This window comes from Pedococcus sp. 2YAF34, assembly GCF_052114585.1.
Classification (GTDB): Bacteria; Actinomycetota; Actinomycetes; order Actinomycetales; family Dermatophilaceae; genus Pedococcus.
Window position 1 is genome coordinate 53,029 of the sequence record NZ_JBFRFA010000003.1, and the last position, 21,906, is coordinate 74,934.

The 21,906-nt window shown below is 72.7% G+C and carries 26 protein-coding genes and 1 tRNA gene; 11 read left to right on the forward strand and 16 right to left on the reverse strand.

What is annotated here, in order from left to right; translation table 11 throughout:
- Position 1: 1 nt before the first annotated feature.
- From AB4Z02_RS02585 to trxA, 3 genes are read right to left on the reverse strand one after another with little or no spacing between them, the layout of a single operon-like run.
- Complete coding sequence (locus AB4Z02_RS02585) at positions 2 to 268, reverse strand: metal-sensitive transcriptional regulator (protein WP_056883446.1); 267 nt, start codon at positions 266 to 268, stop codon at positions 2 to 4.
- 44 nt (positions 269 to 312) lie between these two features.
- On the reverse strand, positions 313 to 705 hold the full coding sequence (locus tag AB4Z02_RS02590) for a DUF302 domain-containing protein (RefSeq protein ID WP_441969081.1): 393 nt from the start codon (positions 703 to 705) through the stop codon (positions 313 to 315).
- A 59-nt stretch (positions 706 to 764) separates the two neighbouring features.
- Positions 765 to 1,133, reverse strand: coding sequence for a thioredoxin (gene trxA, locus AB4Z02_RS02595; protein WP_441969083.1), 369 nt, complete (start codon positions 1,131 to 1,133; stop codon positions 765 to 767).
- 193 nt (positions 1,134 to 1,326) lie between these two features.
- Here trxA and AB4Z02_RS02600 point away from each other — a divergent pair, with 193 nt between their 5' ends.
- The 5 genes from AB4Z02_RS02600 (at position 1,327) to AB4Z02_RS02620 (ending at position 5,049) form a co-directional block, all read left to right on the forward strand.
- Positions 1,327 to 1,665: a rhodanese-like domain-containing protein gene (locus AB4Z02_RS02600; protein WP_369818891.1), complete on the forward strand. Its 339-nt coding sequence runs from the start codon at positions 1,327 to 1,329 to the stop codon at positions 1,663 to 1,665.
- 42 nt (positions 1,666 to 1,707) lie between these two features.
- Positions 1,708 to 3,117 carry a rhodanese-like domain-containing protein gene (locus tag AB4Z02_RS02605; protein ID WP_441969085.1) on the forward strand — a complete coding sequence of 470 codons (1,410 nt, stop codon included), beginning with the start codon at positions 1,708 to 1,710 and terminating at the stop codon, positions 3,115 to 3,117.
- Between the two features lie 51 nt (positions 3,118 to 3,168).
- Positions 3,169 to 3,348, forward strand: coding sequence for a hypothetical protein (locus tag AB4Z02_RS02610; RefSeq protein ID WP_056883442.1), 180 nt, complete (start codon positions 3,169 to 3,171; stop codon positions 3,346 to 3,348).
- Between the two features lie 170 nt (positions 3,349 to 3,518).
- Entirely contained in the window at positions 3,519 to 4,331 is an 813-nt protein-coding gene (locus AB4Z02_RS02615; protein WP_441969087.1) for a sulfite exporter TauE/SafE family protein, read from the forward strand.
- 97 nt (positions 4,332 to 4,428) lie between these two features.
- A complete protein-coding gene (locus AB4Z02_RS02620; RefSeq protein WP_082590363.1) occupies positions 4,429 to 5,049 on the forward strand; it encodes a rhodanese-like domain-containing protein in 621 nt (206 codons plus the stop codon).
- 72 nt (positions 5,050 to 5,121) lie between these two features.
- Here the strand turns inward: AB4Z02_RS02620 and AB4Z02_RS02625 are convergent.
- Together AB4Z02_RS02625 and AB4Z02_RS02630 are read right to left on the reverse strand one after the other, a co-directional pair.
- Positions 5,122 to 5,198, reverse strand: a tRNA-Met gene (locus AB4Z02_RS02625).
- A gap of 71 nt (positions 5,199 to 5,269) precedes the next feature.
- Positions 5,270 to 8,371 (reverse strand): UPF0182 family membrane protein, encoded by a 3,102-nt coding sequence (locus AB4Z02_RS02630; protein ID WP_441969090.1) that lies wholly within the window; start codon positions 8,369 to 8,371, stop codon positions 5,270 to 5,272.
- 164 nt (positions 8,372 to 8,535) lie between these two features.
- Here AB4Z02_RS02630 and AB4Z02_RS02635 point away from each other — a divergent pair, with 164 nt between their 5' ends.
- A complete protein-coding gene (locus AB4Z02_RS02635) occupies positions 8,536 to 9,072 on the forward strand; it encodes a PPA1309 family protein (protein WP_441969092.1) in 537 nt (178 codons plus the stop codon).
- A 59-nt stretch (positions 9,073 to 9,131) separates the two neighbouring features.
- Here AB4Z02_RS02635 and AB4Z02_RS02640 read toward each other — a convergent pair whose 3' ends face one another.
- From AB4Z02_RS02640 to AB4Z02_RS02650, 3 genes are all read right to left on the reverse strand, one after another.
- On the reverse strand, positions 9,132 to 10,196 hold the full coding sequence (locus AB4Z02_RS02640) for a YlbL family protein (protein WP_441969094.1): 1,065 nt from the start codon (positions 10,194 to 10,196) through the stop codon (positions 9,132 to 9,134).
- A gap of 101 nt (positions 10,197 to 10,297) precedes the next feature.
- Entirely contained in the window at positions 10,298 to 10,762 is a 465-nt protein-coding gene (locus AB4Z02_RS02645; protein WP_200949231.1) for a molybdenum cofactor biosynthesis protein MoaE, read from the reverse strand.
- The gene (locus AB4Z02_RS02650) at positions 10,759 to 11,913 is read right to left on the reverse strand and encodes an NAD-dependent epimerase/dehydratase family protein (RefSeq protein WP_441969096.1); all 1,155 of its coding nucleotides are present in this window, start codon (positions 11,911 to 11,913) and stop codon (positions 10,759 to 10,761) included. The genes AB4Z02_RS02645 and AB4Z02_RS02650 overlap by 4 nt, the downstream gene beginning before the upstream one ends.
- A gap of 63 nt (positions 11,914 to 11,976) precedes the next feature.
- On the opposite strand from AB4Z02_RS02650, the gene AB4Z02_RS02655 reads away from it, so the two are divergent.
- Positions 11,977 to 13,437, forward strand: a complete 1,461-nt coding sequence (locus AB4Z02_RS02655; RefSeq protein ID WP_441969098.1) for a zinc-dependent metalloprotease — start codon at positions 11,977 to 11,979, stop codon at positions 13,435 to 13,437.
- Positions 13,434 to 14,018 carry an NUDIX hydrolase gene (locus AB4Z02_RS02660; RefSeq protein WP_441969100.1) on the forward strand — a complete coding sequence of 195 codons (585 nt, stop codon included), beginning with the start codon at positions 13,434 to 13,436 and terminating at the stop codon, positions 14,016 to 14,018. The genes AB4Z02_RS02655 and AB4Z02_RS02660 overlap by 4 nt, the downstream gene beginning before the upstream one ends.
- Positions 14,019 to 14,021: 3 nt before the next feature.
- Here AB4Z02_RS02660 and AB4Z02_RS02665 read toward each other — a convergent pair whose 3' ends face one another.
- Together AB4Z02_RS02665 and AB4Z02_RS02670 are read right to left on the reverse strand one after the other, a co-directional pair.
- Complete coding sequence (locus AB4Z02_RS02665; protein ID WP_056883436.1) at positions 14,022 to 14,594, reverse strand: M48 metallopeptidase family protein; 573 nt, start codon at positions 14,592 to 14,594, stop codon at positions 14,022 to 14,024.
- Between the two features lie 103 nt (positions 14,595 to 14,697).
- Positions 14,698 to 15,522 (reverse strand): enoyl-CoA hydratase/isomerase family protein, encoded by an 825-nt coding sequence (locus AB4Z02_RS02670; protein WP_441969102.1) that lies wholly within the window; start codon positions 15,520 to 15,522, stop codon positions 14,698 to 14,700.
- A gap of 130 nt (positions 15,523 to 15,652) precedes the next feature.
- Between AB4Z02_RS02670 and AB4Z02_RS02675 the strand changes: the two genes are divergently transcribed.
- The 3 genes from AB4Z02_RS02675 to AB4Z02_RS02685 all read left to right on the forward strand — a co-directional run bounded on the left by AB4Z02_RS02675 (position 15,653) and on the right by AB4Z02_RS02685 (position 18,271).
- Positions 15,653 to 15,811: a DUF5679 domain-containing protein gene (locus AB4Z02_RS02675; RefSeq protein WP_091788997.1), complete on the forward strand. Its 159-nt coding sequence runs from the start codon at positions 15,653 to 15,655 to the stop codon at positions 15,809 to 15,811.
- Between the two features lie 160 nt (positions 15,812 to 15,971).
- Positions 15,972 to 16,937, forward strand: coding sequence for a hypothetical protein (locus AB4Z02_RS02680; RefSeq protein ID WP_441969105.1), 966 nt, complete (start codon positions 15,972 to 15,974; stop codon positions 16,935 to 16,937).
- Positions 16,934 to 18,271: an ABC1 kinase family protein gene (locus AB4Z02_RS02685; protein ID WP_056883434.1), complete on the forward strand. Its 1,338-nt coding sequence runs from the start codon at positions 16,934 to 16,936 to the stop codon at positions 18,269 to 18,271. The genes AB4Z02_RS02680 and AB4Z02_RS02685 overlap by 4 nt, the downstream gene beginning before the upstream one ends.
- 17 nt (positions 18,272 to 18,288) lie before the next feature.
- On the opposite strand, the gene AB4Z02_RS02690 is transcribed toward AB4Z02_RS02685, so the two are convergent.
- The 6 genes from AB4Z02_RS02690 to AB4Z02_RS02715 form a co-directional block, all read right to left on the reverse strand.
- Positions 18,289 to 18,465, reverse strand: a complete 177-nt coding sequence (locus tag AB4Z02_RS02690; RefSeq protein ID WP_441969107.1) for a hypothetical protein — start codon at positions 18,463 to 18,465, stop codon at positions 18,289 to 18,291.
- A 2-nt stretch (positions 18,466 to 18,467) separates the two neighbouring features.
- Positions 18,468 to 19,094, reverse strand: coding sequence for an HhH-GPD-type base excision DNA repair protein (locus AB4Z02_RS02695; RefSeq protein ID WP_441969109.1), 627 nt, complete (start codon positions 19,092 to 19,094; stop codon positions 18,468 to 18,470).
- Between the two features lie 50 nt (positions 19,095 to 19,144).
- A complete protein-coding gene (locus AB4Z02_RS02700) occupies positions 19,145 to 20,665 on the reverse strand; it encodes an alkaline phosphatase family protein (RefSeq protein WP_441969111.1) in 1,521 nt (506 codons plus the stop codon).
- A 99-nt stretch (positions 20,666 to 20,764) separates the two neighbouring features.
- A complete protein-coding gene (locus AB4Z02_RS02705) occupies positions 20,765 to 21,046 on the reverse strand; it encodes a hypothetical protein (RefSeq protein ID WP_056883431.1) in 282 nt (93 codons plus the stop codon).
- A complete protein-coding gene (locus AB4Z02_RS02710; protein WP_441969113.1) occupies positions 21,043 to 21,330 on the reverse strand; it encodes a WhiB family transcriptional regulator in 288 nt (95 codons plus the stop codon). The genes AB4Z02_RS02705 and AB4Z02_RS02710 overlap by 4 nt, the downstream gene beginning before the upstream one ends.
- Before the next feature lie 236 nt (positions 21,331 to 21,566).
- Positions 21,567 to 21,818, reverse strand: a complete 252-nt coding sequence (locus AB4Z02_RS02715; protein ID WP_056883429.1) for a hypothetical protein — start codon at positions 21,816 to 21,818, stop codon at positions 21,567 to 21,569.
- Positions 21,819 to 21,906: the final 88 nt, after the last annotated feature.

Sequence of the window (21,906 nt, forward strand, 5' to 3'; positions counted from 1 at the left end):
ATCAGGCAAGGGTGAGGAAGAGCTTCTCCATGGTGGCCTGGTCCTCGGAGCTGATGCCGTCGGGTGAGGTCATGCACTCGCGCATGCCGGAGGACACGATGGCGAACCCGGCCCGGTCCAGGGCGCGGTTGACGGCGGCGAGCTGGGTGACGACGTCGCGGCAGTCCCGCCCCTCCTCGATGAGGCGGATGACGCCGCCGAGCTGGCCCTGGGCGCGGCGCAGGCGGTTGATGACGGGGGTCATGTCGTCGGTGTTGAGGGTGACCATCGTGACGCTCCTGAGCGGGGTGTGGAAGGGCGGGTGGGACGGGGTCAGGTGGTGAGGGCGGCCAGGGCGGCAGTGAGTCGTTCGCGGGCGTCGGCAGCGACGGGGGCGAGGTTCTCGTTGCCGGTCATGGTGACCATGACCTCGGGGTCCATCGCCTCGACCATGGTGGTGGTGTCGTCGATGGCTCGGACGACGACGTTGCACGGCAGGAGCAGCCCGATGGACGGCTCGGCCTGCACGGCTGCGTACGCCAGCGGGGGTCGGCAGGCGCCGAGGATGACCTGGGCAGGAATGTCGACGTCGAGCTTGGCCTTGAGGGTGGCCGCGAGGTCGATCTCGGTCAGGACGCCGAAGCCCTCCTCGACCAACGCCGACCGCGCGGCGTAGAGGACGGGCTCGAACGGCTGGTTCACGGTGGTGCTCAGGGCGTAGCCCATGGCGGGTCTCCTTGGTCGGCGCTGGCGTTCGGGCGGGTCGAGGGTGCGGGGTGCTTGGTTCAGGCGGGCTGGTTCTGCTGGGCGAGCTCGGCCCGGATGGCGTCCATGTCGAGGGCGCGGACGCCGGCGATGACCTGCTCGAGGCCGGCTGCCGGCAGGGCGCCCGGCTGGGAGAAGACGAGGATGCCGTCGCGGAACGCCATCAGGGTGGGGATGGACGTGATCTGTGCGGCTGCCGCGAGGGCCTGCTCGGCCTCGGTGTCGACCTTGCCGAAGACGATGTCCTCGTGCCGGTTCGAGGCGGCCTCGAAGACGGGCGCGAACTGGCGGCACGGGCCGCACCACGAGGCCCAGAAGTCGACGAGGACGATGCCGCCGGCGGTGATGGTGGACTCGAAGTTCTGACCGGTCAGGGTGGTGGCGCTCATGGGTTCTCCTTGGTCTGCTGAGCTGAGGATATACCTGCTGGGGTATGCAGCGTCCCACCAGTCTCGTCCATTCCCGCCGCGTCGACTGATACCCCGTGGGGTACGTCACAACAGCCATCTCGATTTGACGGCCATGCCCCCGGGGGTACTACCGTTGGCTCCATCGCATACCCCGCTGGGTATCAATGACCACGTGAAGGAGAGCAGTCAGATGTCCGAGGTCAGCCTCGAAGCGTTCGCCGCCGCCCACGCCGACGGAGCCACCGTCATCGACGTCCGCGAGCCCGGCGAGTACGTCGGCGGCCACGTGCCCGGCGCGGTGCTGATGCCCATGGGACAGCTGCCCTCGCGCACCAGCGAGCTCGACCGGACCCGGACCGTGTACGTCATCTGCGCCAGCGGCAACCGCTCCGGCGCCATGACCGACTACCTGGCCCACTCGGGCTTCGACGCCCTCTCGGTCGCCGGCGGCACCTCCGCCTGGGTCAGCGCGGGCCGCCCGGTGGTCACCGGGCAGCGCCCGCACGCCTGACCTCCCGACCTCCCCCGCACCCTGTCCCGGAAAGGACCATCCATGAACACCAGCGCCTCGACCGTGAGTGCCCCGGTCATCATCCCCATCGACACCCCCACCCTCGGCGACCGCTCCTACCTCGCCCACGACGGGCAGGTCGCCGTCGTCATCGACCCCCAACGCGACATCGACCGCGTCCTGTCCCTCGCCGTCGAGGCCGGCGTGCGCATCACGGACGTCTTCGAGACCCACATCCACAACGACTACGTGACCGGTGGCCTCGCCCTGGCGCAGGCCACCGGCGCGCGGTACCACGTCAACGCGGCGGACGAGGTGTCCTACGAGCGGTCGCCCATCAGCGACGACGACGTCATCGAGGTGTCCGACACGATGCGGGTCCGCGCCATCGCGACCCCCGGCCACACCTTCACCCACCTGTCCTACGCCCTCGAGGCCTCCTCCACGGACCGTGAGGGTTTCGAGCCGGTCGGCGTGTTCACCGGCGGGTCACTGCTGTTCGGCGCCACCGGCCGGCCGGACCTGCTCGGCCACGACCACACCCATGACCTGGTCCACCACCAGTTCGCCTCCGCGCACCGCCTCGCCGGCCAGCTGCCAGAGCACACGCACGTCCTGCCCACCCACGGGTTCGGGTCCTTCTGCTCGGCCGGGTCCACGGGCGAGGCCACCGCCTCCACCATCGGGGACGAGAAGCGCCAGAACCCGGCCCTGACCCAGGAGCAGGAGCGGTGGGTGGCCGACACCCTTGCCGGGCTGGACGCCTACCCCGCCTACTACGCCCACATGGGGCCGGCCAACAGCTCGGGCCCCAGCGCGCCGGACCTGACCGCACCCGAGGCTGCCGACAAGGACACCCTCGCCACCCGGATCGCGGCCGGGGAGTGGGTGGTCGACCTGCGCACCCGTACCGCGTTCGCCGCCGGGCACGTCACCGGCACCCTCAACTTCGGCGTCGACGGGCAGTTCGCCACCTACCTCGGCTGGCTGATCCCGTGGGGCACACCGCTCACCCTGCTCGGAGAGTCACCCGAGCAGGTGGCCGAAGCCCAGCGCGAGCTCGTCCGCATCGGCATCGACCACCTCGCCGGCGCCGCGACCGGCACCCCGGACCAGTGGACCGACAACCCCTTGGGCAGCTTCGAGCGGGCCGTCTTCGCCGACCTCGCGCAGGTCCGCCACCACCGGCAGGTCACCGTCCTGGACGTTCGTCGCACCTCCGAGTTCGACGAGGGCCACATCGACGGCGCCGTGAACATCCCCCTGCACGAGCTCCTCGGCCGCGTCGGCGAGGTCCCCGCCGGAGAGGTCTGGGTGCACTGTGCCGGCGGGTACCGCGCCTCCATCGCCGCCTCCGTCCTCGCCGCCCGCGGTGTCCCCGTGGTCGCCGTCGACGACAGCTACGGCGAGAATGCCGCCGGCTCCGGCCTGCCCGTCACCGCGGCAGCCTGACCCCCCCACCAGTTCCTACGCCCCATCCCCTCACCCGCAAGGAGAACCACCATGTGCCGTCCCGTGAGCTGCAAGGTCTGCGGCAAGACCACCTGGGCCGGTTGCGGCCAACACGTCGACCAGGTCATGGCCGGAGTGCCCCGCGCTGACCGCTGTCCCGGTCACAGCGCCGACGAGGCTGCGGCCACGACCGGCGGGTCGTTCCTCGGCCGGCTCTTCGGCAGGAGCTGACCCGCTCCCTCCCCCCAGGACCGGGCGTCGCCGCCATCCCCCTGTCAGGCGGCGCCCGAGCGACCAGGACGCACGCCCCCCTTCCGCGTCCTGGTCAACCCCGTCGGGGGGCCGGTGCCCCACTGCCCGGCCCCCCGACGGGCCCACTAAACCCAGGAGAGAACCCCACCGTGTCGCCTCTGGTCCTGCCCCTCGGACTGCTCATCGGCCTCGCGCTCGGCGCGCTCGGCGGAGGCGGGTCCATCCTCACCGTCCCCGCCCTGGTGTACCTGCTCGACCAGGACCCGCGCTCGGCCACGACCAGCTCGCTGCTCATCGTCGGCGCCACGTCCCTCATCGCCCTGGTGCCGCCCGCCCGTGCAGGCCGCGTCCGGTTCGGGCAGGGCCTGATGTTCGGCGCCCTCGGCACCGCCGGGTCCTTCGCCGGGTCCGCGCTGGCCAGCCGTGTCGACCCCGAGGTCCTGCTGACCGCGTTCGCGGGGTTGATGCTCGTCGTCGCGACCCTGATGATCCGCCGCTCCCTACGCAGCACCGGCGCGAGCGGCGCCGTCGACGACCCCACGGTCGAGCCCATCCTCACCTTCCGCCCCATCACCTGCGCCTGCCCACGGCTGGCCAAGGTCGTCGTCACCGCCACCGCGGTGGGCCTGCTCACCGGGTTCTTCGGTGTCGGTGGCGGCTTCGTCCTGGTGCCGGCTCTGGTGCTGGCACTCTCATTCCCGATGCCGGTCGCCGTCGGCACCTCGCTGCTGGTCATCGCCGTCAACAGCGCCACCGCACTGACCGCCCGCATCACCACCGGGGCCATCCACCTGGACTGGCCCCTCATCGCGGGCTTCACCGCTGCGGCCGTCATCGGCAGCCTGTTCGGCGGCCGCATCACCGCCCGCGTCAAGCCCACGCACCTGACCCGGGCGTTCGCCGTCCTGCTCGTTGCCGTCGCGCTGTACACGGCCGTTCGCAGCATCCCCGCCCTGTTCTGACCCGCCATCGTCCGCGGCTCGCAGGCTCCCACCCCGCAGCGCACGCGCCCTGCTGACCTGCGCCGGGACCGACCCGGCGCGCCCTCGAAAGGAAACGATGACCCACCCCACGAACACCCCCACCACGGCTCAGGCCGGCACCGGGCTGCGTCGCCCCGCTGCGCTGGACGCTCACGCCGTGCAGGACTGGCTCACCGCCGCGGACGGGCCACGCCTCCTCGACGTGCGCAGCCCCGCCGAGTTCACCACCGCGCACATCCCCGGGTCCTACAACGTCCCGCTGGACCTGCTGCGTGAGCACAGGGACGAGCTGCGCACCCACCTGGGTGACGACGTCGTCCTCGTCTGCCGCTCCGGTGCCCGCGCCGCCCAGGCCGAGACCGTCCTGGCCGCAACAGGTCCGGGGAACCTGCACGTCCTGTCCGGCGGCATCACCGCCTGGGAGGCCGCCGGAGGACCCCTGAGGCGTGGGGCGCAGACGTGGGAGCTCGAACGACAGGTTCGCCTGGTCGCCGGCAGCATCGTCCTGGCCGGAGTGCTGGCCAGCACCGTCGCGCCGTGGGCCAAGTGGCTCTCCGCCGGCATCGGGGCAGGCCTGGCCGGGGCTGCGCTGACGAACAGCTGCGCCATGGGCATGCTGCTGTCGAAGCTGCCCTACAACCGTCGCAACACCCCGGACCTGGCGGCCGTCCTGCGCCAGCTGCACGAAGACCGCTAGCCGGTCCGGGGTCGACCACCGGCACAGCAGAAGGCCCGGACCACTGGTCCGGGCCTTCTGTCGCTGACGCGTTGGTAGCGGGGGCAGGATTTGAACCTGCGACCTCCGGGTTATGAGCCCGGCGAGCTACCGAGCTGCTCCACCCCGCGTCGGTAGTCACCACTGTACGTGAAGCCCTGCGCCCGAACCAAATCGGGCGCAGGGCTCCACCTGACCACGCTCAGGGGGTCGACGTCGCCGACGGTGACGGGGAGGTCGACGGCGACGGCGACGGGGTCGCCGTGCCGGTGGTGGTCGGCGTCGGCGTGACGGTGGCCGTGCCGCCCTTCGGCGAGGCGGCGACCGCCCGCTGGATCGCGTCGTCGAGCCGCTTCTGCGCCTCGCCGTACGCGGTGAAGTCACCCTTCTTCAGCGCGGCCTGGCCGTCCGCGTACGCCGCCTGCAGGTCGGCGAGCGCCTTGGCGAGGGCCTTGGGGTCCCCGGCCGAGGGGGCGGTCGGCGTGCCGCCACCCGTACCGGTGCCACCCGTGCCCGTGCCGCCGGTCCCGGAGTCTCCGGCGGTGGCGCCGGAGTTGCCGCCGAACAGGCCGTCGAGCGCACCGTCGAGGGTGTCCGACCACGCCAGCTTGTTGCCGAACGCGACCACGGTCGCGCGGGACAGCGGGAAGGCGGTCGTCGTGTTGGCGCTGACGTAGATGGGCTGCACGTAGAGCAGTCCCCCACCGACGGGCAGCGTGAGCAGGTTGCCCAGCGTCACCCGCGACCCCTGCTGCCGCGCGTTGTTGAGGAACTGCGACAGCGTCAGGCTGAACGCCGGCGACGTCTGGTTGGACGAGCCGATGTCGTTCTGGACCTGGCCCGGACCCTTGACCTGGCTGTCCTTGGGCAGCTCGAGCAGCCGCAGGTTGCCGTAGTCGGCACTCGGCCTGCCCGCCTGCGAGCCGGCGTCGGCGTCGACGGACAGGAAGCCCGAGAGCACCTGACGGTCACCGACCGGCTTGAACGTCGTCGTCAGCGAGAACTTGGCGCTGGCCTGGTCGGGCATCTTCAGCGTCAGGTAGTAGGGCGGCTGGTCGACGTTGCGCTCCTCCTGGGCCGGGTCCTCTGGTACCTCCCAGAAGTCCTGGCCGCCGTAGAAGGAGGCTGCGTCGGTGACGTGGTAGCGCGTGAGCATCTGGCGCTGCACCTTGAACAGGTCCTCGGGGTAGCGCAGGTGCGACATCAGGTCGCTGCTGATCTCCGACAGCGGGCGCACGGTGTTGCCGAACGCCTTGCTCCAGGCCTTGAGCAGCGGGTCCTGGTTGTCCCACGCGTACAGCTTGATCGAGCCGTCGTAGGCGTCGACCGTCGCCTTCACCGAGTTGCGGATGTAGTTGACCTGGCCGGCGCCGATCGTCGTCACCGCGCTCGAGCGCGCGGTAGTCGAGTCGGAGGTGGCGTTGTCGATCTCGGTGAGCCGCGAGTAGGGGTAGTCGGCCGAGGTCGTGTAGCCGTCGATGATCCACTGCACCCGGCCGTCGACGACCGCAGGGTAGGGGTTGCCGTCTGCGGTCAGCCACGGCGCGACGCGCTTGACGCGCTCGAGCGGCGTGCGGTGGTCGAGGATCCTGCTGTCCTTGTTGACCGCGTCGGAGAGCAGGAAGTTGAGCTCGCGGTACTTCAGGGCGTAGGCCGCCTTGCGGGCGAACGAGCCGATGGAGACGCCGCCCTTGCCGGTGTAGGTCGTGTTCTTCTGACCGGCTGCGCTGTTGTCGGGGTAGTCGAACTCGCGCGGCGACGCCGACGAGGAGGCCCCGACCACGGAGTACTGGGGCGACTTCTCCCCGAAGTAGACGCGGGGCTCGAAGGTGCCGAGCGGCCCGGTCTGGGGGATGTTGCGCTCGTAGAAGACCGGCTCACCGTCGGGGGTGCGCTGGTTGCCGTACGCGGCGACGACGCCGAAGCCGTGGGTGTAGACGGTGTGGTCGTTGAGCCAGTTGCGCTGGTTGGTGGGGACACCCTGCAGGTCGAGCTCGCGGACGGCCACGACGGTGTCACGGGTCTTGCCGTCGACGGTGTAGCGGTCGACGTCGAGCGCGTCCGGGAAGGCGTAGTAGGACTTCACCGACTGCAGCTGCTTGAACGTCGGCGACACCACGATCGGGTCGACGAGGCGGATGCCGGGGATGGTCTCGGCGTCGTCGCGCAGCTGGCCCTGGCTCGCCTCGGTGGTGGCGGCGTACGGCGTGGTCTTGACCGACTCGATGCCGTAGGCGGCGCGGGTCGCCTTGATGCTGCGCTCGATGTAGGGCTGCTCCTTGGACTTCTCCGACGGCTTCACCTCGAAGCGCTGCACCAGGGCGGGGTAGATGCTGCCGACGACCACTGAGGTGATCACCAGGAGGGCGACCCCGACGACGGGCAGGCGCCACGAGCGGGTCCAGATCGAGGCGACGAAGATGCCGGCCACCATGACGGCCGACACGGCGAGGATCGCCTTGGCCGGCAGCACGGCGTGCGCGTCGGTGTAGCGGATGCCGGTCAGCAGCGAGGAGTCCTTGACCGCCAGCGAGTAGCGGTCGAACCAGTACGTCGCCCCGCGGACCAGCACCAGGACGGCGACGAGGACGGCGAGGTGGGTGCGGGCAGCACGCGTGGTTCGCTCGGCCCGGGCCTGGATCTGGAGACCGCCGTAGACGTAGTGGGTGAAGGCCGCCGCCAGCAGCGCCATCACCAGCGCCATGGTGAAGAACCCGAGGATGAAGCGGATCCACGGCAGCTCGAAGACGAAGAACGAGAGGTCCCTGTGGAACTGCGGGTCCGTGGTGCCGAACTCACCGCCGTTGCGCCACAGCAGGAACGTCTGCCACTGGCCCGCAGCCCCCGTGCCGGCGAGCAGCCCCAGGACGGCGGGGACGCCGACCATCGCCACCTTGCGCAGCGGCTCGATCGCCTCGCGGTACTGGTCGAGGTTCTGCTGCTGGGTCGTGACGGGCGCGTAGATCGGGCGCGTCCGGTACGCGATGAGCAGGCTCGAGGCGACCAGCGCCGCGGTGATGACGAACCCGATGACGAACAGCAGGATCTTGGTGGTCAGCTGGGTGGTGAACACGCTCTCGTAGCCGACGGAGTCGAACCACAGCACCTCGGTCCACAGCGACGACGCGATGGACACGATGAACCCGAGGACGACGAGGATGAGGATCGTCGGCAGCAGCGGGCCGCGGCGCCGCCGGAAGCTCAGGGTCGGGGGACGTCGTCCGCCCGCTCCCCCACGGGGTGGACCCGCAGGCCGACCGCCCTCGCCCGGTTCGCCCTGGCCGAACCACTCTGAAGAACTCACTGCACGCCCGATCTGCCGCGCCACCGCCCACGGTGGCGGCCTGCTGGTAGTGGGACCAACTTACCGACCACCGCTGGGGTTCCCGCTGCGTACCCGGACATGCCGCTCGCCGTCCGGGTACCGCCGCGTGGCCCCCGCACGGCGGGGTACGGCACGATGGGCGCGTGAGCCAGACCTCCCAGCCCGTCGCCGACCCGCTGTCCATCGCAGCCCTCGACACCGAGCGGCACGTCGCCTCCTCCGGGTGGGACCAGAACCCGCGCCTGTTCGCGCTCGTGCCCACCTCCGACCTCGTCGCCCGCGAGCCGCACCTCAAGGCGCAGCTGAAGGGGGCCGACCTCGCCGAGGGTGCACTGAGCGCCATCGAGCAGGAGGACCTCCCCCGCACCTCCAACCTCGAGTCGCTGCTCGGGGGGATCGCCTGGCCCGACACCGTCGTGGGGGCCGCCCTGGCGATCGAGCGCATCGTCGTCCCGCCGGAGGCCGAGCGCGACCTGCCGGTCCACGCCGAGTCGGCCGTCGACGCCCTGGCCGCGCACCCGCTGCGCCAGGACGTGCGCCTGCTCGTCGCCGTCACCCGCGACGGCCAGAGCCGCTGCCTGCTGCGCCAGCGCGCCCACGACCGCGACGACCAGGTCGCCCTCGGCGAGGACATCGCGCCGGGCCTCGTGCACGCCCTGCGCGCGACCCTGCAGGACTGACGCCGTCACCGGCCGGCGCCCGTTGCGGGCACGCGGCCGGTGACCTGGCGCCCGGTGAGCTAGTTCGTGCAGGTGGGCAGGTCCGTGGCCCTGCCTGCCGCGATGGCCTCGACGGACTTCCTCGCTTCGTCGAAGGACGCGATCCGCACGACCCGCAGCCCGTCGGGCACGTGGCCGACGACCTCGTCGCAGTTGGACGCCGGGGCCAGGAACCACTTGGCCCCGCCGTCGCGGGCGCCGACGAGCTTCTGGCGGATGCCCCCGATCGCGCCCACCGTGCCGGTCGCGTCGATGGTGCCCGTGCCGGCGATCTTCTGCCCGCCGGTCAGCGCCCCGGGCGTGATGCGGTCGTAGACACCGAGGGCGAACATCGTCCCCGCCGAGGGCCCGCCCACGTTGCCCGCGTCGATCTTGACGTCGAACGGGAAGTCGAACCTCGTCCCGAGGAACACACCCACCGTGGTGCGGCCGTCGGACTCACGGGTCTTCGCCTCGACCTGCACGTCCTTGCCGTTGCGCAGCAGGCTCAGGGCGACGGTGTCGCCCGGCTTGTGCGTGCTGATGGCGCTGCGGATGGCGTCGGGCCCGTCGACCTTCTTGCCGTCGACGGCAAGCACCCGGTCACCGGCCTTGAGCAGCGCGGCCGACGGCGCGTCCTGGGCGACCTGGCCGATGACGACCTGGGTCGGCACCTTCTGCCCGGTGGCCTTGAGCGCCACCGCGATCGCCTCCTGCTGGGAGTCGATCATCTCGGCCGTGCTCTCCTCCTCGACCTGCTTGTCGGTCACGCCCTTGGGGAAGTAGAGCTCCTCCTTGACGACCGCCTCGTTCGGGTCGACCGCCGCCTTGAGGACGTCCCACACGGTGACGCGGAAGCCGGGGCCGCCGGCGACCCGCACCGTCGTGAAGTCAAGGGCACCCTGGGTGGGGTAGGTCGGGGCCCCCGAGACGGTGATGAGGTCCTTGCCGGAGAGCTTGCCGAGGGTGTTGGTGATGGGGCCGGGCTTCATGATCACGTAGGGCAGGCCCACGATGGTCGACAGCGCGGCGAGGGCGATGAGCAGGAACATCACCACGAGACCGGTCGCCGACCGGCGCCCGAGCCGGTACGGGTCCTGGGTCACGGGACTCCCCGGGGCGCCGGGCGCACCAGGTGCACCGGGTGCGCCGTACGAACCCGGGCCGGGCGTGCCGAAGGAACCGGACTGGCCGGTGGACGGGGTCGTCACGGCAGCCCCACCCACTCGTCGGAGCCGTCGGAGAACTGCTGGTGCTTCCAGATCGGGACGGTCGACTTCAGCGTGTCGACGAGGTCGCGGCACGCCTCGAACGCCTGGCCGCGGTGCGGGGCCGACACCGCCGCCACCACGGCCGTGTCGCCGATCTCGAGGTGGCCCACCCGGTGGACCGCGCCGAGGCGGGCGACGGGGTGGCGGGAGGCGACCTGCTCGCAGACCGCGCGAAGCTCGGCCACGACGGACGGGTGCGCGGAGTAGTCCAGCGCCGCCACCGCCTCGCCGTGGTCGTGGTCGCGGACGACGCCCACGAACACCACGATCCCCCCGCAGCGGGGGTGGCGGACCAGCCCCATGACCTCGTCGACGCTCAGCGCCTCGTCACGGACATCGCAGAGGACGACCTCGGGCACATCGGTGTCCAGGTCCGTGGGTGTGGTGACCGGTTCGCTCATGCGCTGGCACCCTTCCTGCGGCGGCGCCGCATGATCGCCGCGGTGCCCACCAGGGCCACCGCGGCACTGGCCGCCCCGAGGGCGGCGTCCTTGCGGTCGAGGCGTCGCGCCGCGACCGCGTGTGAGCCCCGGATGGCGTCCAGGAGGACACCGAGGCACGTCTCATTGTCATGGACCGGCACCCACCCGTGTCCCAGCAGCGTGTGGGAGGACACCGCCCACGGGAACGCGACGAACGCCAGGTCACTGGCGGGTGCCGGCAAGACCCCAACGCGGTGGAGGCGGTCGGCGGTTCCCATGGCCGCGCCCATGCTCAGCTCCACGCTGCGCATCCCCGTCAGCCGCTCGAGGTCGGCCTGGGTGAGGTGCCCGGGCGCACCGACGGCAACGGCTCCCTCGATGGCGCAGGCGACGACGGCCGCGACGGCCGAGCCCAGGTCGTCGACGTGGCAGAACTGCCACGCCGCGTCCGCGCCGCGCACCGACAGCAGGCGCGGCGCCTCGAAGTGGCGGGTGGTGACCGTGTCGACGCCGTCACCCACGAGGGCGGCCGGCCGCACGACGGTGGTGCGCATCCCCGGGTGCACCTCGCGGGCCACCGCCACGAGCTGCTCGACGTCCATGAGGTCACCGACCTGGCCCTCGTCCGAGGGCGCCCGCAGTGGCGCGTCGTCCTCGAGCGGCACCGGGTTGTCCGGCAGGGCGCCGTACACCTGTGCGCCGGTGACGACCACGAGGTGCCGCACCCCTGCGGCCGCCGCGGCGGTGACGACGGTCTGGGCACGTCGCAGGCTGCGCTCACGGCGCACCCGCGCGCCGAGGGCGAGGTCCTGCTCGAGGTTCGTGCTCGCCGCGACGTACACCGCCGCGTGGACGCCGGCGAGCGCGGTCACGAGCGCGGGGTCGGCCGGGTCCGCGTAGCGGAAGTCCACGCCGCCCACGGACGGGCGCTCGGTGTCGACCGCGACCACGGTGCCGACCCGCGACTGCGCCCCGGGCGCACCGGGTACGGCGTGCCCGCGGGCCGCCGCGACCACGAGGGCGCGCAGCACGGCGCGGCTGACCGGGTCGGCGGTGCCGACGACGGCCACGTCGATCGCGCTACGCCGCGAGCGAACGCCGCCCCGCCCGGCGCGGGCAGGGGAACTCACACAGGCCTCCGCGTGGTTGTCTTGGGTGGAAGCCCATCCTCTCAGGACAGCCCAGGAGCAGTCGTGCCCGACCACCCGCAGTCCCCCGACGCACCCCGTGACGGGTCCGGTGACGAGTCCGGCTCCGGCCTGCCACCCGAGCTCGAGGAGGTGCTGAAGGGCCTCACCGGCGGGCACCTCGACCCCGAGATGGCCAAGGCCCTCAAGGACATGGGCATCGACCGCGTCGACCCCGCGATGCTGCAGATGATGGTCGGCCAGATGCAGGCGATGTTCGCCAGCCCCGACACCGACCCCTTCAACGTCGCCCTGGCCACCGACACCGCGCGCAAGACCGTCTCCGCCGCGGGCGACACCACCGTCGGCGAGGCCGCGGGCCGCCAGGTCGCCCAGGCGGCCCAGGTCGCCGAGCTGTGGCTCGACGAGGTCACGGCGTTCGACGCGCCCGGCATCACGACTCACACGTGGAGCCGCGCCGAGTGGGTCGAGGGCACCATGGCGACGTGGACCACGCTCGTGGAGCCGGTGGCCGAGGGTGTCGGGCGCGCCGTCGGTGACGCCATGCGCACCCAGCTCCAGCAGCTCGGTGAGGGTGGCCTGCCGGAGGGCCTCATCCCCGAGGGCCTGCTGCCCGCGGGCACCGACCCCTCCGCCCTGCTCGGCCAGGTCGAGCCGATGATGGCCAAGATGAGCGGCTCGATGTTCGGGTTGCAGGTCGGCCAGGCGCTCGGCGCGCTCGCCACGGAGACGGTCAGCGGTATGGAGGTGGGTCTGCCCCTCGTCGCCGACCGCTCCGTCGTGCTGCTGCCGGCCAACGTCGAGGCGTTCGCCGACGGCCTGGGCGTCGACCTCGACCAGGTGCGCCTCTACCTCGCGGTGCGCGAGGCGGCTCGTGTGCGGCTGTTCTCCGAGGTGCCCTGGATCGGGCCGCAGCTGCTCGCTGCGGTCCGCGACTACGCCCGCGACATCAGCATCGACACCGACCGCATCGAGTCGGCGCTGACCTCGGTCGACGCCAGCGACCCGACGGCGCTCCAGTCCGCGCTGCAGGACCAGCTGTTCCGTCCCGAGCCCAGCCCCAGCCAGCGGGCCGCCCTCGCCCGGCTCGAGACCTACCTCGCCCTCGTAGAGGGCTGGGTCGACGTCGTGTCGGAGCGCGCGACCAGGGCCCACCTCCCCCAGGCCGCGAGCCTCGGTGAGGCCGTACGCCGCCGCCGCGCCACCGGCGGGCCCGCCGAGAAGGTCTTCGCCGGCCTCGTGGGCCTCGAGCTGCGGCCGCGCCGACTGCGCGACGCCGCGAACCTGTGGGCCGCCCTCGAGGACCGCCACGGCCAGGACGGCCGGGACGCCGCCTGGGGCCACCCGGACGTCGCCCCCACCGCCGCCGACCTCGACGACCCGCTGGGCTACGTCGAGCGCCTCGGCGGGGCCGGTGACACGGACATGGACGCAGCCCTCGACGCCCTCCTGCGCGACGGCGACGCGCGCCCTGACGGTGGCGAGGACGCCGGGGACGGGCGGTGACCAGCGCTCCCCCCACGGAGGTCCCGGCTGCCTACCTGTCGCTGCGTGAGGACGCCCTCGCCCGGCTGGAGGCCTGGCAGGCGCCGGACCCCCAGCAGGAACAGTGGCGTCGCGAGCTGGTCGAGCACTGCCTCGAGCACCCGGGCGCCCTGTGGAAGCAGGGACCACCGCAGCACCTCACCACCGGCGCCATCGTGCTCAGCCCTTCCCTCGACCGGGTTCTGCTGACGCTGCACGCCAAGGCCGGGATGTGGCTGCAGTTCGGGGGGCACTTCGAGCCCGAGGACACCACCGTCCTCGCCGCCGCGACCCGCGAGACCCGCGAGGAGAGCGGGCTGCCCGACATCGTGCTCGACCCACGGATCGTGGAGCTGCACCGGCACGAGCTGCTGGCCACGGCGTTCGGCCGCTGCGCAGAACACCTCGACATCCGGTTCGCCGGGGTGGCGCCGGACGACGCGGCCTTCGCGGTCAGCGACGAGTCGCTGGACGTCGCCTGGTGGCCGGCGGACGGCATGCCGCCGGAGACCGAGGCCGAGCTCGGCCCGCTCGTGCGGGCGGCGCAGTGGCTGCTCGCCTGACGCTCAGTCGGTGGCGCTGATGTCCAGGGCCGCTTCGCCGAGCTCGTCGCTGCGGTCGCTCACGTCGTCCTCGAGGTCGAGCCCGGCTGTGGCGGCGACGCCCTCGAGGTAGCCGCGGGCGCGTTCGGTGCGCGGGTAGCTCTCGAGCAGCGACCAGAACTCGGGTCCGTGCCCGGGCGCGAGCAGGTGGGCGAGCTCGTGCAGCACGACGTAGTCCAGGACGTAGGACGGCATGCCCTTGACCCGGGCCGAGATGCGGATGGTGCCGTCGGCGGGGGTGCACGAGCCCCAGCGCGAGTTCTGGTTGGTGACCCAGCGGATGCTCGTCGGCTTGGCCAGACCCCCGAGGTGCCGCTGCGACAGCTCCGTGGCCCGCTTGGCCAGCTGGCTGTCGCTGGGCCGGCGCCGCTGGTCGCCCTTCTCGAGCTTGGCCACCATGGTGGCCACCCACTGCTGCTCCTCGGCTCGGGTGAACCGGGCGGGGATCAGCACGATGGTGCGCCCGTTCTCGCGGTAGGCGCTCACGGTGCGGCGCCGACGCCGACTGCGCCTGACCTCGATGTCAGTGGTCCCCATGCTCCTCACGATAGGCGAGGACGCTGACAACGCCGGTGATCTGCGGCGCGACACCCGCGCCCCAGCCCGGGCCGGCCGGCGACTGGCACGACGGGCCCGGGCGCTACCGGCCGCGGAACTGCGGCGTACGGCGCGCCGCGGCGGCGGCGATGCCCTCCTGCACGTCCTCGGTGGCCAGGGTCGTGGCCTGCGCCAGCGCCTCCCACTGCATGGCGGTCTCGTGGTCGGCGTGACCCCCCGAGCGCAGCGCCTGCAGGGTCAGACGCGTGGCGACCGGCGCGGCTGCGGCGATGCGCTCCGCCGCGGCCAGCGACTCGACGAGCACCGCGTCCGCGGGCAGCGCGCGCGAGGCCAGCCCGAGCTGGACGGCCTCGGACCCGGTGACCAGGCGCCCCGTGAGCAGCAGGTCGCGGGCCACGGCCGACCCGGCCACGTCGGGCAGCGACCACGTGGTCGCCATACCGGGGTGCAGGCCGAGGGCGGTGAAGGGCACGCCCAGCCGGGCGTCGGAGGCGACGTAGCGCAGGTCGCACGCGAGGGCGAGCGCCATCCCGGCCCCGATCGCCGCGCCGTTGACCGCGGCGATGGTCGGCACCTCGAGGTCGCGGACGGCCAGCCACGACCGGTAGAACGCGAGCATCCTCGTGCGCAGGTCAGGCACCGAGGCGTCCGGGTCGGACACGAGCCACGTCAGGTCGCCGCCGGCGCAGAACGCGGGAGCCGCCCCGGTGACGACCACAGCCGCCAGGTCGCCGTCGGCGCGCAGCAGCCGCATCACCTCGACCCACGACGCCGTCATCGGCCCGCTCATCGAGTTGCGCCGCTCCGGCAGGTCCAGGGTCACCACCGCCACCCGCCGACCGGACGCCTCGTGGGCCCTGACCTGCAGGTCCTCGTACTCGCCGTCCCACCACTCGTGACCCGTCACGGCACGAAGCCTAGGGGTGGCGCTGAGCACGGAGGACACGCCCCCTTCCGCGATTTTGTGCTCAGCATGGTCTACGGTGGCCGAAGTCCGACGGCGCAGCGTGCGCCGAGATCGACAAGGAGACATCGCGATGGCTGAAGAGACCTACAAGGGCGAGTTCTACTGCGTGAAGTGCAAGGAGAAGCGCGAGGCCGAGGGCCGTGTCGTGGAGACGAACGGCCGCCGCATGGCCAAGGGCGTCTGCCCCGTCTGCGGGACCAACCTCAACCGCATTCTCGGCAAGGCCTGACGCAGGCCGCCTTTGCGAGGGGCGGATCCGACCACGGTCGGGTCCGCCCCTCGCTGCGTCCCCCGGGCCCGCCCGCTGCGGCCTGGACCGTCCGGGCCCGCCTGGGGGCGCCTGTGGATGAGTGGCGAGGGCGCCCACCGGCTGTGGCAGGTTGGCGCAGGTGACCCGAGGCCCCCTGCTCAAGACCGTCTGGCCCGTGCTGCGTCGTGGGCCCGGCCAGGTGCAGTTCGGCACCGACGTGGAGCGCGGGGCGGTGGTCGTCGGCCTGACGCCAGCGCAGGTCGCGGCCGTCGAGGCCCTCGACGGCACGCACGAGCTGCCCGAGGCCCTCACCACGCCGTCGGGCCGGGTGCTGCTCGACCACCTCCTCGCCCGCGGCCTCGTGGTCGACGCCACCGGCCCGGCCGCCCTGCCGCCGTCCACGCGGGCCGTGCTGTCGCCCGAGTCCGACGCCCTGCTGCGCACGTCCTCGCCGCCCGAGGCCGGGTACGGCGCGCTCGTGCGGCGCCACGCCGCCCACGTGCTGGTGTCGGGGCGCGGCGAGGTCCCGAGCGCCGTGGCGGTGGCCCTGCGCCGGGCCGGGGTGTCCCGCGTGTCGCAGGGAGCCAGGGCAGCGGACGACTGGGAGCACGCGCCGGCCGGCCTGCCCGACGTCGTCGTGCTGGTCGCCTCCGGCGCCGTCGACCCCGCGTCGGCGCAGCCCTGGCTGCGGCACGCCGTACCCGTCCTGCCGCTCGTGATGCACGAGGTGGAGGCCGTCGTCGGGCCGCTGGGTGTCACCGGAGGTCCGTGCCTGCGGTGCCTCGACCTCGCCCGGGCCGACCTCGACCCCGCCTGGCCGGCCCTCCTCGGCCAGCTCACCCGACCCACGGTCGGGCCGGGACAGGACGTCGGCGGCGAGGCGTCGCTCGTGGGCGTGGCCTCTGCGATGGCGGCAATGGTCGTCCTCGGCGTGCTGGACGGACAGCCGCTGCCGGTCGGCAGGTCGCTCGAGGTCGGGCTGCCGTGGCCGCGGGTGAGGCAGCGCCAGTGGGAGGTGCACCCCCGGTGTTCATGCGCCGTACGGGTGACCTCGGGCCCACCCGCCGACGCAACTCCCCCGCGACAGGTGAGAATGGCTGGATGAACGAGCTCCCGCGTCGCGCCGTCAGCCGCACGGCCCGCCTGGCCAGCCTGCCCCTCGGGTTCGCCGGGCGCACCGCGGTCGGCCTCGGCAAGCGCGTCGGCGGCAAGCCGGCCGAGCTCGTCGCCGCCGAGCTGCAGGCCCGCACCGCCCAGCAGCTCTTCACCGTGCTCGGGGAGCTCAAGGGCGGCGCCATGAAGTTCGGGCAGGCCATGTCGGTCATGGAGGCTGCCCTGCCCGAGGAGATGGCCGCGCCCTACCGCGCCACCCTCACCAAGCTGCAGGAGGCCGCGCCCCCGCTGCCCGCGGCCACGGTCCACACCGTCCTCGCCGAGGAGCTCGGCCCCCGCTGGCGCACGGCGAAGTTCCAGTCCTTCGACGACACCCCCGCAGCGGCCGCGTCCATCGGCCAGGTGCACCGCGCGGTGTGGCGCGACGGGCGCGAGGTCGCCGTGAAGATCCAGTACCCGGGAGCCGGCAAGGCGCTGCTGTCCGACCTCAACCAGCTCGCCCGCGTCGCCCGGCTGGCCGGTGGCTGGATCCCCGGCATGGACATCAAGCCGATCACCGACGAGCTGAAGTCACGCATGTCCGAGGAGCTCGACTACAACCTCGAGGCCTCCAACCAGCGCAGGTTCGCCAAGGTGTTCCGCGACGACCCGCACTTCGTGGTGCCGGAGGTCCTGGTCCACAGCGAGCACGTCATCGTCTCCGAGTGGATGGACGGCACCCCGCTGTCGACGATCGTCGCCAAGGGCACGCCCGAGCAGCGCAACGCCGCCTCCCAGCGCTACATGGAGTTCCTGCTCGTGGGCCCGGCCCGCGCGGGGCTGCTCCACGCCGACCCGCACCCGGGCAACTTCCGGCTGCTCGAGGACGGCCGGCTCGGCGTCATCGACTACGGCGCCGTCAACCGCCTCCCCCACGGCCTGCCGTCCGCGATGGGCACGCTCGCGGCGGCCGCGCTGTGCGGTGACGCCCCGGCCCTCGAGGCGGGCCTGCGGTCCGAGGGCTTCATCAAGCCGACCATGTCGCTGGACGCCCACGCGCTGCTCGACTACCTCCAGCCGTTCATCGACCCGCTGATGCACGAGGAGTTCACCTTCAGCCGGCCCTGGCTGCGCAGCGTCGCCGCCCACGTCAACGACGTGCGCCGGCCGGAGTTCCTCGTGGGCATGAAGCTCAACCTGCCGCCGTCGTACCTGCTCATCCACCGCGTCTGGCTCGGGGGGATCGGGGTGCTGTGCCAGCTGAACGGCACCATCCCCGCGCGCGCCATCGTCGTCGAGCACATGCCCGGGCTGAAGCTGCACACCCTGCCGCCGCCCCTCGACTGACCCATCCGGGGGCAGGCTCACCACCAGGCGCTGTCGAGCTTCCCCTCGATGCTGCGCAGGTGCTCGCGGCTGCAACGGTCACACGTCCAGACGTCGCGGCCGTTCTCGGTGCCGCGCGTCCAGGTGATGGCGGCCAGCGCCGGGTCGGGCGCCACCTGCCCGCAGGTGGCGCAGACCGGGGCGTCCTGCGCCACGGTCAGGCCTTGGCCGACTTGACCGGCTTGACCGGCTTGACCGGCTTGACCGAGGCGGCCTTCGCCTTCGCCTCGGCCTTGGCGGCCTGCTTGAACTCGCGCACCTTGGCCAGCGACTCGGCGTCGACGACGTCGGCCACCGACCGGTACGAGCCGTCCTCGGCGTAGGGACCGACGGCCTCCTGCCAGCCGGCCGGCCGCACGTCGAGCTGCTTGCCCACCAGTGCCGCGAAGATGCGGGCCTTCTGGTCGCCGAACCCGGGCAGCGCCCGGAGGCGCGCGAGCAGGTCGGCCGCGTCCGACGCCCCCGTCCAGATGGTCTCCGCGTCGCCGTCGTACTCGTCGCGGACCACCACGGCGAGCTGCTGGACGCGTCCTGCCATGGACCGGCCGTAGCGGTGGATGGCAGGAGGGGTCGAGCACAGGTCGGCGAACGCGTCGGGCTCGGCGTCGGCGATGGCCGAGGGGTCCAGCGTCCCGAACCGCTCGAGGATCTTCCAGGGGCCGCGGAACGCGTGCTCCATCGGGTACTGCTGGTCCAGCAGCATGCCCACCAGGAGCGCGAACGGGTCCGAGCTGAGGACCGCGTCGGCGGCCTCGTCCTGGGCGATGCGGATCTGCGTGGCCATGGCGGCCAGCCTAGCCACGCGGGGTGGTGGTCGCAGCAGCGCTGAGGTGGTCAGAGGAGGTAGACGAAGCCGGGCCCCTCGTCGCGGTAGGGGATGCCGAGCGCCTCCAGCGCGGGCGCCCACGATCCGGTGACCGAGGGGTCGGCCGCCTCGAACCCGTGGTCGGCGGTGAGCAGGAAGGTGACCTCGTCGCGGACCCCCAGCGACTCGAGGTGGTCGAGGAACGCCACCAGCCGGGCGTCGCTCTGCCGCAGGGCGTCGCGTGCCATCGGCGAGCGAGGGCCACCACCGTGGTAGCCGGCATCGGTGACGACGTTGGCCCACCAGGTCAGCGCCGGCGCGGTGTCGGCGTCCTCCCAGAGCTGCAGCACCTGCTGCAGGCCGAGGTCGTCGACCTGCATGCCCCAGTGGAAGTAGCTGTCGTCGAGGTGCTCGGGGTGCTGCAGGAACACCGACGTCGCCGGGTCGGGCATCAGGTCGCCCATGCCGTCGGCGGCCGCGTGGAACCCGCCGGCCTCGCGCAGCAGCGCCATGGTGCCGTAGTCCGCGCCCCGGTCGATCGCCTCGTCGACGCTGGCCGTGCGCGGCGAGCTGCGTTGCGGCACAAGGTCGTTCACCATCTCGAAGACCGTGCGCACACCCGGCCGCAGCCACTCTGCACTGCGGTGCCAGGTCGCGGCGTCGTTGGGCACGACGCGCTCACCGGTGGCCCGGTCGAAGAAGACATTGCCCAGCACCCCGTGCCGCCCCGGGCCGACGCCGGTGAGGATCGAGGTGTGGTTGGTCAGGGTGACGCTCGGGAACTCCGCCACCGCTCCCCCGCGCAGCGCCATCCCCCGCTCGAGGAGCCAGGCGACGCCGGGCAGCTCGCCGGCCTCCGCCATGGCGAGCAGGTCACCGCAGTGGGCGCCGTCCCAGAGGATGCCGACGACGCGACGAGGTGGGTTCGCCGGGACACCCTCTGCGTCGGTCCGCGGCTGCACCTCCGCTGCGGTCGGCCGGAGGTACTGCGTGAGCGGGGTGCCGTCCAGCGGCTCACCACCCGCATCGGCGAGGTCGGCCTCCGGGACACCGCAGAGCACGGCGAGCGTCGGGCCGACGTCGACGAGACGGGCGTGGTCGTCGACCGCGCCCAGCCGCTGCACCCCGGGACCGGCCATGACCAGGGGCGCGCGGGACTGGATCACGTCGAGCGACCCGTGCTCGCCGCGGTGGCCGCCCTCGTCGGGGAAGAAGTGGCGGGGCGTGTGCACCACCGCGACGTCGGGGCTGCGGTCGGCATCCCCGAACGCCGAGAGGATCCGCCGCGCCGCGTACGGGTAGGCGTTGTCGGTGGAGACGCGGGGACCCGGGGACGCGAGCTCGGCGGCATACGGCAGGAAGGCCATCGGGTCCGTCGAGGGCACCGGGTCCTGACCCGCCACCACCTCGTGGCGGCCGTCGGCGTGCAGCCGCACCCGGCCGAGGTGGTTGGCCGCCATCGCGGCGCCGTCCTCCACCCACACGACCAGGTCGACGACGGGGGCGAGCTCGGGCGCGGTCAGGGCTGCCACCACGGCGTCACGCGACATGCCGCGAGCCTAGGTGGTGCCGCCCGCGAGTGCCCGGACATGGATGAACCCGCCGGGACCACCTCAATACGGGGGTCCCGGCGGGTTCGGGGCGGCGGGTCACCGGGCCAGCATGCGAGGCATGGCCAGCAGCATCTCGTGCTGCGACTGTGCCTCGAGCCGGCGCTGGTACTCCCGCTGACGGCGCCGGCGATGGGCGCGCGCCAGGTCGGCGTACAAGGCCTGGAACATGATCGGTCTCCTGGTGGTGCGGTGCTGGACGGTGGTGGTGTGCGGGCGGCGCAGGAGCCGTCCCGTGGACCCGGCATCGACGGCCGGGTCCACGGGAGCCCCCTCAGGCACCCCCGCGATCGGGGTGGCGGTCACGACGGCGGCGCTCATGCGGCGACCGGGTTCTTCCGCGGGCGGCCGCGCGGCCGCTTGCGGGCGACGACGACCCCCTGGACGAAGAGCTCGCCTCCCCAGACGCCCCACGGCTCGGCACGGTCGGTGGCTCCTGCGAGGCAGGCCATCCGGGCCGGGCACGTGTGGCACAGCGATTTCGCGAACTCGACGTCGGCGGGGCTCTCGGCGAACCACATCTCGGCGTCGTTCTCTCGACACGGGATGCCGTCGCCTGCCGTCGCGGCCTGCTCGTTCAGGTCGTGGAGTGCGCTCAACTGCATCGGGTGTCACCTCCCTCTCGTCGTCCCGCCACGGTGGTGGCAGTGGTGTGCGTCTCGTTCTCGCCGGTGGTTCCCCGGTCGGGGGCCGGCGTGTTCTCGTCGGTGCTGTCGTGCTTCATCGGTGGTGCTTCTCCCTGCAGGTCTGGTGCGGAAGAAATCTGTCTGGACAAACAGAAAGGCCGCGGATCCCGGATGTCGGGTTCCGCGGCCTCGGAGAGGTCCTGCTGGCTGGTGGCCTAGACAGGTGGCTCTCCGAAGGGACGGAACGCGAGATCCTTGACGGTGGTGCCGTTGCCGGCGCCGAAGCCGTCGACGTCGGACGTCGGGAGCTGGGCATCGGCGATGGCGCGGACGGCGATGGAGGCGGACACAGCGGTCCCCTGGGCGACCGGCCCACGGCCTGCGAGGACGACACGGGCGACCTCGGGGCACACGGAACGGACGCGGGACATGTGCGTCGCGTCGATCGTCATCGTGATGTTCTCCATGGGGTCACCCTCCTTCGCGGTGTCGTTCGGGCCCGGTCGGTGTTCCCACCGGGCGTGCTCGTCAAGGGTAGAGCAGCGTCCGAGGGGC